The following is a 12,505-nucleotide window of genomic DNA, read 5'->3' on the forward strand; positions in this document are numbered from 1 at the left end:
AATCTAGTACTGATTAGTAGTAAGAATGGTCACCGCGGTCATGCTCAGTCGCATCGCGAACCGCTGTTAACTCACCTTCAAACTGCTGAAGAAGCTCTTTTTCGATGCCTTCTTTCAGTGTTACATCAACCATTGAACAACCATTACAACCGCCACCAAATGATACGATAGCTTCGCCCGCTTCAGTGATTTCCACTAGGTTTACGTGACCACCGTGGCTTGCAAGCTGAGGGTTAACTTGGGTTTGGATTGCATACTCAACACGCTCGAGTAGCGGCGCATCGTCAGCCACTTTACGCATTTTCGCGTTTGGCGCTTTCAATGTTAGTTGAGAGCCCATTTTATCCGTCACGTAGTCAATTTCTGCATCTTCCAAAAATGGTAAGCTCAACTCATCTACGTATGCAGAGAATGCTGTGAACGCAAGCTCTGTATCGGTCGCTTCAACCGCTTCAGGTGGACAGTAAGAAACGCCACACTCAGCGTTTTGTGTTCCTGGGTTTACCACAAACACACGAATATTAGTGCCTTCCGGTTGCTGAGCTAGCAACTTGGCAAAGTGTTCTTGGGCGCTTTCAGTAATAATAATTGTATTTGACACGACGAATACCTGAGTAAATTTGTAGGCTATTTGTTCACCATTCTACTCCTGAAAATTCTGAGATCTAGTTCTTTAGGCAGAATTCATCATTTTGATGCCGTATGAATTAGGTCAGGAGTGCGGCATATGCAGTAAATATCGACGCTTTTTACGCCAGCATCAAGCAGTAATTTACATAAATGATGCACAGTGCTGCCTGTGGTCACCACATCATCGACTATCGCAACACGCTCTACCTCCGGCGGAGTCTTCAGCTCAAAAGCATCGCGCATGTTCATTTGCCGCTGACGACGATTAAGCCCTTGCTGAGCAAGTGTTGATCGCGTGCGGCGAAACACACCTTTGCAAGGTACATTCAATGATTGCGCTACATAACGCGCCAACCATTCGCTTTGATTAAACCCGCGCCATAGTTGCCGCCGCCAGTGTAATGGCACCCAGGTGATCAGTTGGCAATCAGCGTCTACTTGCGGCATCAACCAATCCACCAGCCAGCGCGCTTGCTGAATTTGTCTGCCGTGTTTTAAGCCATGTATACAACTCGACAGTGGCGGCTGGTAGTCACCCACGCAATACAAAGCGCGCCATAATGGCGGGGTTTGTAAACACTCACCACACTGCTCAACAGATTTAACTGAAGGTAAGCCGCACCGACGACACCTCGAGGTTTCAGTGATCTGTGCGTAACACGCCTTACACACATGCCAAGGCATCTCATTATTGGCTTCTCTTGGCTCTATCGGTTGATGACACACCTGACAGGTATGAACAATCAGTCTTTGCCTGTTTTTCTGCCACCATTGCGCTAACATGTTTGACCTAATGATTGAGTTTGCTTCATTGTGGGGAGCATTCGGCAGATGAAAGGATGATTTAAGTGGTAGAGAGTGGGACAACGCAAACAGGCTTATATTGGCAAACACTAGAAACCAAAACATCACAATCCGATTTAGTGCTGATTCATGGCTGGGGCATGAACGGAGCGGTGTGGCAACAAAGTGCGGAAATCTTAAGCCAGCACTATCGCGTCCATATCGTTGATCTGCCGGGTTTTGGTCATAGTCACCAGCACAGTTTTGCCAACCTCGAACATCTCGCTCAGCAAGTGCTTGCTCACGCGCCGGATAAAGCCACTTGGCTTGGTTGGTCTTTGGGTGGGCTGATTGCTTCGCATATTGCACTTCATCATCCAGAACGCGTTAATGGCCTAATTACCGTAGCAAGCTCACCTTGTTTTGCCGCGCAAAAACCATGGCGTGGTATCCAACCACAAGTATTAAAAGCCTTCACGTCGCAATTGGTTGAAGACTTTCAACTGACCATAGAACGCTTTATGGCACTGCAAGCTATGGGTAGCCCTTCAGCTCGCCAAGATGTAAAGATACTCAAAAAAGCGGTGCTCTCTCGCCCGACTCCAAATCAAGACGCTCTGCTTGCAGGGCTCAATTTATTGGCGGATGTGGATCTTCGCCAGCAGCTAAACTTAGTAGCTGCACCAACTCTACGCTTATATGGCCGACTCGATGGGTTAGTCCCTATAAAGGTGGCTGACGATGTGAATACTTTGATGCCAGCGAGCACTCAACACATTTTCCAAAACTCTTCTCATGCTCCCTTCATGACTGAATTAGAAGGATTTTGTCAGCAAGTGATCGAGTTTAGAAATAAGCATTAACAAATTATTTGCATAAAGCGCTAAATTTTTGACCACCTCAGTCGATAATTAAATCAACTGACAATGGGACGGTTTAACACTAAACACCCCCTATATTAGCCATGTCAGTGGGCGATGCTGAGGAGGTCTCGGTTATGATCGTGTCACCCACCAATGTGAGTGTGCCACTTATCGCCCCATCGGTTAATGTGCAAACGGAGCAAGCAGCGCGCGACAACAAAGTTCGCGAGCCTATTGTCCCCGCGGTCGCACTAGCCAAAAGCAATGCTGAACGTAAGATCAACGCAGACGATAAAAGGCGGAAGAATGCCGCGTGGGACCCGTCTGAGCATCCAAGTTATGGCGACGACGATGAGCACGCAGTCCATGCTTCTCAACATGATCCGCCGCAAAACCAACTGGATCGGTTGTTCGAACTGTTGTCGTTAGACAGCTATAGCGAACAGCAAGGAAAAGGCTACGCAATGCGGTTCCGTTTACCCAAGCGCGTAATCGATGCAGCGATAACAGAAGGCCAAATGGCAAAGCGGCGGATCGTGATTAAGTTCCACTATGGTCATGCCACTGCACCCAATACGCCTTCAGAAGTCATTGCGGTGTTGTAGTCGCCCTTTGCACAGCAAACATGATGCAAAGCAAAAGGTGAATATCCAATAAAGACAAAGCCCCACTCAATTGAGCGGGGCTTTTTATTTATAGCGGTTCAAATCGCTTCAACGATGACGAGAAGTTAGCGTTTCGCTTTGGCAAAAGCGGCGGCAAAGGCACCGCCCATGGCATTATTTGAAGCTTGGTTCGATGAATCATCACGGCGACGTTGCTGGCCTTGTGAGCGAGCAGGACGATCGCTATTGCGACCTTGTGTTTGACCACGTTGCGAACGGTTATCTTGTCCCGGTTCATCTTTTAGGCGCATAGATAGCGCGATACGCTTACGCTGCACATCCACTTCCATCACTTTCACTTTTACGATATCACCGGCTTTTACCACATCACGAGGGTCAGAAACAAAGCGATCGGTCAGCGCAGAAATATGCACAAGGCCATCTTGGTGAACACCGATATCAACAAACGCACCAAAGTTAGCCACGTTAGACACCACACCCTCTAAAACCATACCTACTTCAAGGTCGCTAACTTTATTTACGCCATCGGCAAAAGTTGCAGTTTTAAATTCAGGGCGAGGGTCACGACCCGGTTTGTCGAGCTCTTTGATGATGTCAGTAACCGTTGGCACACCAAAGTTTTCATCGGTGTAATCGACGGCATGCAAACCATTTAGGAAAGTAGAGTCGCCAATCAGAGCTTTCACCGGCTTGCCACTTTTCTCAGCAATCGCTTTAACCACAGGGTAAGCCTCTGGGTGAACGGAAGAAGCATCCAATGGGTTTTTGCCATCCATAATACGTAGGAAGCCGGCACACTGTTCGTAAGCTTTTGGCCCTAATCGCGCGACTTTCTTCAACGTAGTACGTGATTCAAAACGGCCATTGTCATCGCGGTAAGCAACAATATTTTGCGCGATAGTAGTTGAGAGACCCGCTACACGAGTCAATAACGCTGGCGATGCAGTATTCACATCCACACCAACGGCGTTTACACAATCTTCAACAACTGCATCTAAACGTTTAGCCAACATAGATTGGCTAACATCGTGTTGGTACTGACCGACACCGATGGATTTCGGGTCAATTTTCACTAGCTCAGCCAATGGATCTTGTAGGCGACGAGCAATAGAAACCGCACCACGCAATGATACATCTAGATTAGGGAACTCATTTGCAGCCAACTCAGAGGCTGAATAGACCGATGCGCCCGCCTCGCTGACCATGATTTTCTGCGCTTTTAGATTGCCGCGCTTAATCACATCAGCGACAAAGCTATCTGTCTCACGTGAAGCGGTGCCATTACCAATCGCAATTAAATCGACGTTGTACTTACGCACCATCTGCTCAACCACTTGGGCAGACTTGTCGTATTGATTTTGCGGTGGGTGTGGGTAAATAGTCTCTGTGGCGAGAAGTTTACCTGTCGAATCCACCACGGCGATTTTAGAACCCGTACGTAAGCCCGGATCAAGACCTAGAGTTGCACGAGGGCCAGCAGGCGCCGCCATCAACAAATCTTTTAGGTTAGTTGCAAATACTTCAATGGCTTCAATTTCCGCGCGCTCTTTCATTGCGCCCATCAATTCGGTTTCCATGTGCATCGACACTTTGATCCGCCATGCCCAACTGATCACTTGCTTGCGCCAACCATCGGCAGGAGCTTGGCTTAGTGAAATACCGTAGTGATCGGCAATCAATGTTTCACAGTAAGACTGGCGAACGCCCTCTGCTTGCTCTGGGTCAGCATTCATAGCCAAAGTCAGGAAACCTTCATTACGACCACGTAGCATAGCCAAAGCTCGGTGAGAAGGCACTTTGCTTAATGCTTCATTGTGTTCAAAGTAGTCTTTGAACTTCTCACCCGCTTGCTCTTGGCCAGCAACAACGCTCGATACCAATTCAGCGTTACGGGTTAAATGATGACGAACCTTCTCTAGTAAGTTGGCATCTTCGGCAATACGCTCCATCACAATCGCGCGCGCGCCATCTAAAGCAGCTTTGCTATCTGCGATGCCTTTATCTGCATCAATGTATTGCGCGGCTTCGCTTTCTGGCTCAGTTTGAGGCTCATTCCATAACTTGTCCGCTAGTGGTTCAAGGCCTGCTTCAATCGCAATTTGGCCTTTAGTACGGCGCTTAGGTTTGTATGGCAAGTAGAGATCTTCTAGACGAGTTTTGCTATCGGCTTGCTGAATTTCTTGTTCAAGCTCGGCAGTCAATTTGCCTTGGTCTTGAATCGATTTAAGAATGGTTTGGCGACGGTCATCTAGCTCACGTAGGTATGATAAGCGGCTATCAAGATTACGCAATTGCGTGTCGTCTAAGCCACCGGTTACTTCTTTACGGTAACGGGCAATAAATGGCACTGTGTTGCCATCATCAATTAGGTTTACAGCAGCAGTCACCTGCTCTGCACGCACATTCAGTTCCTGTGCGATTAATTTACAGATAGCTTGGCTCATCCGTTGAATCTCTTATTTAAGTCAATGCCCCATACATGGGGTTAGATGAGCGATTTTTCTACCTTTAAATCGCTATTTCTTCTCTTCGTGACCACGATCTCTTTGTGCTACATCCGCTTTGTGAGTCCCCTCTTTCATAGGGGGACAAATGTCCTCCTATCTAACGATTACTGCTGATTACAATTCAATCAATAAATATAACGAACAAAAACATCACATGTTTAATGGCTTTCAGCCTAATACCGTGAACCTACCCCCAGGAAACTACACATGAATATTTTGGTGATAGACGGCCACCCAGACCTAACCAAGTCGGTAGCCAACTCAACCATTCTTAACCAACTTTCTGCGCAAACGAATTGGACAATCAAACACGCAGCGCAGTTTGATGGCGAGCTAACACAACAACACTCTGCACTGCTCGATGCTGATGCGATAGTCATTCAGTTCCCCCTATACTGGAGCACCTATCCAGCGGTGTTAAAGCTCTGGGTAGATGAAGTATTTACCTATGGTTTTGCTTTTGGCCCTCAAGGCAGCCAGCTAAAAGATAAACCTGTTCTGTTCTCCATTACTGCAGGAGCAACAGAAGAATCGTACAGCGAAACAGGCTTTAACTTTTTGCCTTTCTCGGCTTATCAAGCGGCTTACGAACATCCATTCAAAGCGGCTGAAATGAACATCGTCGATACCATTATTACCTTTGAGATGAACTCAACCCCTGAAGAAGGTGGAGATAAATCTTTGGTGCTCGACCTATCAAAACAGCATGCAAATCAAATCATCCAAGCCGTAAATCAATTAGCCGAGGTTGCACAATGATTCAATCACTTCTTGGTATTTTCGTTCTATTGGGTGTCGGTTTTGCTTGCTCAGAAAACCGCAGCCAAATCAGTTGGCGTGCTGTAGGTGGCGCGTTCGTAGTAATCCTATCTGTTGCAGGCTTTGTACTGGCAACCGAAGTCGGCGGTGGCGTTTTACTTTCTGTGTCCGGTGCGGTAGGTAAAGTATTTGGCTATGGCGTTGAAGGCATTCGCTTTGCGTTCGGTAGCTTAGTTAACTTTAGTGTGGAAGGCATTGGTTTTATCTGGGCACTCCAAGTTCTGCCGCAAATCATTTTCACCGCATCTCTGACTTCACTACTGTACTACATGGGTATTATGCAGTGGTTTGTGCGCATTATTGGTGGCAGCTTACAACGTATCCTCGGTACTTCTCGCGCTGAATCTATGAATGCAGCAGGTAATATTGTACTAGGCCAAACCGAAGCTCCTTTGCTTGTTAAGCCATACCACCGCGTACTGACTCGCTCACAGATCTTTGCCGTCATGGTCGGTGGTCTATCTTCTATCGCAGGCTCTATCCTTGCTGGTCTCGCTGGTATGGGCGTAGAACTTAATTACCTAATCATGGCTTGTTTTATGTCAGCTCCGGCCGGTTTGATGTTTGCCAAACTGCTAATTCCTGAAACTGAAGAAACGATCGACGAAGTACCAGAGCTTCCTGATGATGAAAAGCCAAGCAGCTTCATTGATGCTGTCGCTAAAGGTGCGATTGCAGGTGTAGGTATCGCAGCCATCGTAGGTGCGGTAATCATTTCATGTATCGGCCTAATGGCGATGCTTAATGGCTGTTTGGGCGCTATTGGCGAGTGGTTTGGTAAACCTGAACTTACAGTTGATGTCATCCTTGGCACACTTTTCTCACCGGTGGCTTGGCTGCTTGGCATTCCTTGGGAAGAAGCCGGAATTGCGGGTTCATTCTTAGGTCAAAAGATCGCTCTTAATGAATTTGTCGCTTTTGCAAGTATGGGTAATGTTGAAATGTCCCCACGCTCAACCGCTATCATGACCATTGCACTATGTGGCTTTGCCAACATTGGCTCTGTCGCGATGGTGTGCGGCGCACTCAGTAAGATGATTCCGCAACGCGCAGGAGTGATTGGCAAGCTAGGTATGAAAGTATTGTTAGCAGCAACTCTTGCCAACTTGATGAACGCAGCAATTGTTGGTTTGTTCGTTTAAATTAAAGATAACAAAGCAAAAGAGCTGCGATAATTCGCAGCTCTTTTTGTTTATTCTTGCGTATAACGAATCGAGTTAACAAACCATTCTTTGTAACCCTCAGGGGTTTTTACGCTGAACTCATCATCAATTTCTTTTTTCAGTAAAGCGCGTGCCATTGGTGAATCGATAGAGATGTAGCCTTTTGCGTCACCATAGATTTCATCCGGCCCAACAATACGAAATGACTTGGTATCACCCTGCTCGTTTTCTATTTCAACCCAAGCACCAAAGAACACTTTACCTTCTTGCTGTGGTGAGTAATCGACAACCGTCACTTGCTCTAAGCGCTTACGTAAATAACGAACGCGGCGGTCAATCTCTCGCAATCGTTTCTTGTTGTATTGATAGTCTGCATTTTCACTGCGGTCACCTAAGCTTGCTGCCCACGTCACTTTCTTGGTGACTTCAGGGCGATCTTCTTTCCATAGGTAATCGAGCTCTTTCTTTAAGCGGTCGTAGCCTTCACGAGTTATTAGGTTAGTTTTCACGCTTTTGTTCCATTATTGCTTTGTATTCGGTTCGCTCTGACAATTTGACACAAAAAAGCGCCCTGTAAAAGGGCGCTTAAGTCTTATGACATCACTCTTACATATTAACTAATTTATGTAGGGTATCGATGTTGCTGTCAATCATCGTCATCTCTTCTTGTGCGCTGCGAGCTTGCTCCACACCGCCTTGCGCAATATGGGCAGAACTATTCGCGGCCGAAGTCAGTTCTTCCAATTGACCACTTAACTCTGTCGATTGCTCGATAATGAGTGAAATTACTTGGTTAACGTCTTCTATCGACTCTTCAATTTCACCAATCGATGAAGAAACGTTATCAATGGTTTCGCCCGTCTCGTTTAAGCTTTTTTGCGTGTTCAATGACAGTGCACGCACTTCATCGGCAACCACTGCAAAACCGCGCCCAGCATCGCCAGCACGAGCAGCTTCAATTGCCGCATTCAGTGCCAGCAAGTTGGTTTGCTCTGCAATGCCAGAGATGGCGTTTAAGATCGCAACCACTTTTTCTGAGCTTTGCTGCAACGTGGTGATACGGCGGTTAAGACGGTCACGGTGCTCAGCTTGCTGATCGACTTGAGTGGTAAATGAAGCAAATTGCTGCTGAATCTCGGTGAGTTGCTGCGCTGAATGTTGCGCTTGAGAACCAATGCTCTCAAGTTGTGCACTCGACTCTTGTACCATAGGACGGTAGTGCTGAAGCTGGTCAATCAGAGATTGCTGAATCTTCTCGATACACTCAGCGCTGTTGATTCGACGCGCCAAGAAATGCTCGCGGTAGTGCGAGTAGTTCACTGGGTAATGATCTGCGATTGCATCGCTAAACGAGTCACCCAGATCCACTTTAAAGAATGCCAAAGCGGTCAGGGTTTCGTTCATGTGAACGCCAAGCAGCTCACCGAAGGTTGAGAAGCCTGATATATCAATACCATCAAAACAACGCACATCATTTAAATGTGCTCCGTTGTTCAAACGACGCAAAATACAGTCGTTAGCGATCATGCCGACAGGTTTGGTCGATTTACCCTGCATGAATCGGTCAAAATCACGAGAGGTTGCTTGGGCAATATTTTCACTGCCCAGTAGATGCAGTTCATCACCAAACGCCATATCACAGAAGAAGGTAATCGCTCCGCTGTCGGTATCAATCGCGGCAATCGAACGAATGAACATTTCATTGTTGATTGGTACACCGAACGAGTGGCCCGCCAGATATTTTTGCAGTTGGTCTGGCTCACAGCGAAAGTGCTGACATAGCGCTTCAACTGGCGTGACCAACGCTTTGCTGACTGGGTTATATAAACTTCGCAACACGCGGGTGTTAGCGTCGAACTCTGCGACGGTTAACTTAAACTTACTTTGGGTGAAGTTGTGGGTACGGAACACACCATAACGATATTCAGGCGCGAGTGACACAAAAGCAATCAAGGCTTTGTTCTCAAGCACAGTGCCGTTATAAGCCACTTTCGCGGAAGCAAAATCTAACTTACCACCTGCACTGCCGCCGACAAAGTAACAAGGGAATTGCTCGTTTTTATACAGCGCCTGCATAAAAAAGTTTTCACTGGCAGAAAGGCCGTCAAAATAGGTCAGTGCAATGGTATCAAAGTAGTTTGGTGCTCGGCGCGGCATCACCTTACGAAGTTCTGATGAAATCGCTTCAATGCGTTGTTCTGGCGTTAAGCGCGGCGAACCCGATTTAATGTCTTCACAATGCAGCGCTACGGTATGCACGTCCACATCGGCAAACATCTGCTTAGAAAACGCGTGCAGTACAATATTGTCCCACGAACCGTCCGCTGGCTGATAAAAGCGTGAGCCACCTAGCTCACCCGCGGTTTGAATGGTCACCAAATGATCAACGCTAGAAAGATGAGATTTTAAACTGCGGCTAATTTGGTCAAATGTTAGATGAGGAGAAATATACGCGATAACAAGGCTTGCTTCGCCTTGAAGTGTAAGCGGCGCTAGCGTTTCTGCTGAGATGTCGCGGCTCGAAATTTGAACCACTTGGCTGGGTCGCGCTTGTTGCTGAACGTCTGATTGACGATTAAATAAACCTTTGAACATAGTACTTACCTGTAAAATAAACCTTTTTATTATGCGGTTATTTAACCATACGAACTCCGCTTTAACTGAATAAAAAAGCAACGACATAGCAAGGTTGTGACACCGCTTGCACTTCAACCACAAACTGTGAATCGCATTTAGCAGTGCAAAGTCGATAAATTCAGGAAAGAGTCTTATTACCAATCGAAAATCGGCAATGTAAGGATGAAACAGAACTTTCGATCAATAGCGGATAAAATGTAAAGAGGTGAATAAAACTCACTAGGTTTCGCGATAAAAACAGGGCCTAGATAAAAAGAGTAACAATTTGGTCAAGCGTAAGGGCACAAACAGTGATACATTTTTGCTAAATGCTTTTTTTATAAGGTGTGGCAATGCAAGAAAATCATAAAATTCTGGTGGTCGATGACGACGCTCGTTTAAGAGCGCTGTTAGAGCGTTACCTTTCAGAGCAAGGGTTCCAAGTGCGCAGCGTTGCGAATGGCGAGCAAATGGATCGTCTATTAACGCGTGAAAACTTCCACTTGATGGTATTAGATCTTATGTTGCCGGGCGAAGATGGCTTATCCATTTGTCGTCGTCTCCGTAATGCCAACAATGTACTGCCAATATTAATGCTTACCGCAAAAGGCGATGAGATTGACCGTATTGTCGGCCTCGAAGTTGGCGCCGATGATTATCTGCCTAAGCCGTTTAACCCACGCGAACTACTTGCGCGTATCAAAGCGGTTTTACGTCGCCAAACCACTGAACTGCCTGGCGCTCCGAGCTCAGAAGAGTCTGTGGTGGAGTTTGGTGATTTCCGCCTAAACTTAGGTACGCGTGAAATGTATCGTGGTGATGAAGCCATGCCACTGACCTCTGGTGAATTTGCGGTTCTCAAAGCCTTGGTGACCAATGCGCGTGAGCCACTATCGCGTGATAAGTTAATGAACATGGCACGCGGTCGAGAATATTCAGCGATGGAGCGTTCGATTGACGTACAGATCTCACGTTTACGTCGCATGCTAGAGGTAGACCCAAGCAAACCGCGTTATATTCAAACCGTATGGGGCCTAGGTTACGTATTCGTACCAGACGGCAAAGAGGCGTAAGCGCCAAACTCTTTCCCCTAATGAAGTGCGAGATTTTATCTCGCACTTTTTGTAGATACCTGCCCAATCAACACCAAGCACTATAGGGGCTTACTATGCGAATTCGCAGCTCACTGACCCAATCGATCTTACTTTTCGTGACTCTGCTGGTCGCCAGCCAAGTCTATTCATACTACGCAGTATTTAATTACGCCTTGTTACCCAGCTTGCAGCAGTTCAACAAGATTCTGAGCTACGAAATTAACTTGATGCTAGGCGACTCTGAGACCCCTGAAAGCGGCCTTGTGATGGATGCGTTAACTCGACGCCAAGTACTTGAGCAACTTGGAGTAACCATCCACGCCAAAGACAGTGACATCGCGAATGAATTTCACCACGCGCTCACTATTGATTTGATGAGTGAAGAGATGAGCCACAAACTTGGCACGCCAACCAATGTGCGAATGACCTTGGATGACGAAAGCTACGTACTGTGGATGAAAATCGAGACGTTGCCCGATTCACTGATTCGCATTCCTCTTTCTGAACTGCAAGAAGAAGACTTTGCGCCTCTGTTTCAAAATAGCTTGATTATGGCGCTATTGATCATTGCCGGTGGGTGGCTGTTTATCCGAATGCAAAATAGGCCACTGGTAGCATTAGAAAGAGCCGCAAAAGGCGTTGGTCGAGGTGAAATCCCACCGCCGTTACCAGAGAAAGGCACTTCTGAGATCCGCTCAGTGACTCATGCGTTCAACCAAATGTCGAAAGGTATCCAAGCACTCGAAGAAGACAGAGCCTTACTCATGGCGGGTATTAGCCATGATCTGCGCACCCCATTGACTCGTATTCGTCTTGCCACTGAAATGATGTCACCAGAAGATAGCTATTTAGCCGAAGGCATCATCAGTGACACCGAAGAGTGTAATGAAATCATCAGCCAGTTCATGGACTACCTCAAGCCCGTAAATAAGCAATCTTTTGTCGATGTTGACCTGAACGCCATCGCCCAAGATCTCGCGAATTCAGAGGGTGGCCGTCATCACATTGATATAGATACTCAACTACAACCGCTCGCCTCGGTATTTGGTAGCCCCATTGGCATTAAGCGCGCTGTGAGTAACCTAGTGGTTAATGCCGTGCGCTATGGTAATGGATGGGTAAAAATCAGCTCAGGTATGACAGCTGACAATAAACTCGGTTGGCTATGTATCGAAGATAATGGCCCTGGCATTGCGAAAGATCAGGTCGCGAAGCTATTTGAACCTTTTACTCGCGGCGATACTGCTAGGGGAAGTGAAGGCACAGGACTTGGCCTTGCCATCGTAAAAAGAATCGTCAGCCAACATAATGGCTCTGTGGTGGTCAATAACCGCAGTGAAGGCGGGCTAAAAGTGCAAGTCAGCTTCCCTACTAACTCAAAATATAAATAAAAAATACCCCAGC

Annotated in this window: 11 protein-coding genes; 6 read left to right on the forward strand and 5 right to left on the reverse strand. The window is 46.9% G+C overall.

Annotation, left to right across the window (positions count from 1 at the left end; translation table 11 throughout):
* Positions 1-13: 13 nt before the first annotated feature.
* Together nfuA and MU515_RS09195 are read right to left on the reverse strand one after the other, a co-directional pair.
* Positions 14-601: a Fe-S biogenesis protein NfuA gene (gene nfuA / locus MU515_RS09190; RefSeq protein ID WP_260260125.1), complete on the reverse strand. Its 588-nt coding sequence runs from the start codon at positions 599-601 to the stop codon at positions 14-16.
* A gap of 86 nt (positions 602-687) precedes the next feature.
* A complete protein-coding gene (locus MU515_RS09195) occupies positions 688-1,413 on the reverse strand; it encodes a ComF family protein (protein ID WP_260260126.1) in 726 nt (241 codons plus the stop codon).
* 65 nt (positions 1,414-1,478) lie between these two features.
* Between MU515_RS09195 and bioH the strand changes: the two genes are divergently transcribed.
* Both bioH and MU515_RS09205 read left to right on the forward strand, forming a co-directional pair.
* A complete protein-coding gene (gene bioH, locus MU515_RS09200) occupies positions 1,479-2,276 on the forward strand; it encodes a pimeloyl-ACP methyl ester esterase BioH (protein WP_260260127.1) in 798 nt (265 codons plus the stop codon).
* Between the two features lie 134 nt (positions 2,277-2,410).
* Positions 2,411-2,881 (forward strand): ATP-dependent Lon protease, encoded by a 471-nt coding sequence (locus tag MU515_RS09205; RefSeq protein WP_260260128.1) that lies wholly within the window; start codon positions 2,411-2,413, stop codon positions 2,879-2,881.
* Between the two features lie 125 nt (positions 2,882-3,006).
* Here the strand turns inward: MU515_RS09205 and MU515_RS09210 are convergent, their stop codons facing one another.
* Positions 3,007-5,346: a Tex family protein gene (locus tag MU515_RS09210; protein ID WP_260260129.1), complete on the reverse strand. Its 2,340-nt coding sequence runs from the start codon at positions 5,344-5,346 to the stop codon at positions 3,007-3,009.
* A 270-nt stretch (positions 5,347-5,616) separates the two neighbouring features.
* On the opposite strand from MU515_RS09210, the gene MU515_RS09215 reads away from it, so the two are divergent.
* Positions 5,617-6,168, forward strand: coding sequence for an NAD(P)H-dependent oxidoreductase (locus MU515_RS09215; protein WP_260260130.1), 552 nt, complete (start codon positions 5,617-5,619; stop codon positions 6,166-6,168).
* Positions 6,165-7,370: a NupC/NupG family nucleoside CNT transporter gene (locus tag MU515_RS09220; RefSeq protein ID WP_260260131.1), complete on the forward strand. Its 1,206-nt coding sequence runs from the start codon at positions 6,165-6,167 to the stop codon at positions 7,368-7,370. Before MU515_RS09215 ends, MU515_RS09220 begins: the two co-directional genes overlap by 4 nt.
* Before the next feature lie 50 nt (positions 7,371-7,420).
* On the opposite strand, the gene greB is transcribed toward MU515_RS09220, so the two are convergent.
* Positions 7,421-7,900 (reverse strand): transcription elongation factor GreB, encoded by a 480-nt coding sequence (greB, locus tag MU515_RS09225; protein WP_260260132.1) that lies wholly within the window; start codon positions 7,898-7,900, stop codon positions 7,421-7,423.
* A gap of 97 nt (positions 7,901-7,997) precedes the next feature.
* Positions 7,998-9,986 carry a methyl-accepting chemotaxis protein gene (locus MU515_RS09230; protein ID WP_260260133.1) on the reverse strand — a complete coding sequence of 663 codons (1,989 nt, stop codon included), beginning with the start codon at positions 9,984-9,986 and terminating at the stop codon, positions 7,998-8,000.
* Between the two features lie 374 nt (positions 9,987-10,360).
* On the opposite strand from MU515_RS09230, the gene ompR reads away from it, so the two are divergent.
* Together ompR and envZ are read left to right on the forward strand one after the other, a co-directional pair.
* Positions 10,361-11,080 (forward strand): osmolarity response regulator transcription factor OmpR, encoded by a 720-nt coding sequence (ompR, locus tag MU515_RS09235; protein ID WP_260260134.1) that lies wholly within the window; start codon positions 10,361-10,363, stop codon positions 11,078-11,080.
* A gap of 95 nt (positions 11,081-11,175) precedes the next feature.
* Positions 11,176-12,492 carry a two-component system sensor histidine kinase EnvZ gene (gene envZ / locus MU515_RS09240; protein ID WP_260260135.1) on the forward strand — a complete coding sequence of 439 codons (1,317 nt, stop codon included), beginning with the start codon at positions 11,176-11,178 and terminating at the stop codon, positions 12,490-12,492.
* Positions 12,493-12,505 lie beyond the last annotated feature (13 nt).

This window comes from Vibrio intestinalis (assembly GCF_025195085.2).
GTDB classification, from domain to species: Bacteria; Pseudomonadota; Gammaproteobacteria; order Enterobacterales; family Vibrionaceae; genus Vibrio; species Vibrio intestinalis.